Raw genomic sequence first — 396 nt, 5'->3', positions numbered from 1 at the left:
TTACAGTTCCTGATAGCACCAGACCATCGTTCAGGGTTTAGCTGTTTTGCAGCGAGTAATACCTCAGCTCGGCGCTTCAAGATCTCTTTATCTTTTCCACTGTGACGCTGTGAAGGCGTGACATAATTAAGCTTACTGTGCTTGTGCTCGGTGTTGTACCAGCGCACGAAGGCTTCAACCCAACTGCGACTGTTGTCGAGAGTTTCAAAGCCCTTTGTCGGCCAGCTTGGCATGTACTTTACCGTGCGGAACAACGATTCGACATACGGGTTATCATCACTGACTCTTGGGCGGCTATACGATGAAGTAATGCCTAACTCATCCATCTTCGCTTTGAACGTCAGCGACTTCATCGGCGCACCGTTATCTGAGTGAAGAACCAGCGGTTGATTGAAG

The 396-nt window shown here is 49.0% G+C and carries 1 protein-coding gene; it reads right to left on the bottom strand.

What is annotated here, in order from left to right; translation table 11 throughout:
- Nucleotides 1-396 (bottom strand): integrase core domain-containing protein (locus Q1A70_RS20510; RefSeq protein WP_299695916.1); only part of this gene is annotated, 396 nt, incomplete at both ends.

It is taken from the genome of uncultured Vibrio sp. (assembly GCF_947488985.1).
GTDB lineage: Bacteria > Pseudomonadota > Gammaproteobacteria > Enterobacterales > Vibrionaceae > Vibrio.
Note: the sequence above shows the minus strand (reverse complement) of the source record. Positions and strands in the feature narration are given on the sequence as shown.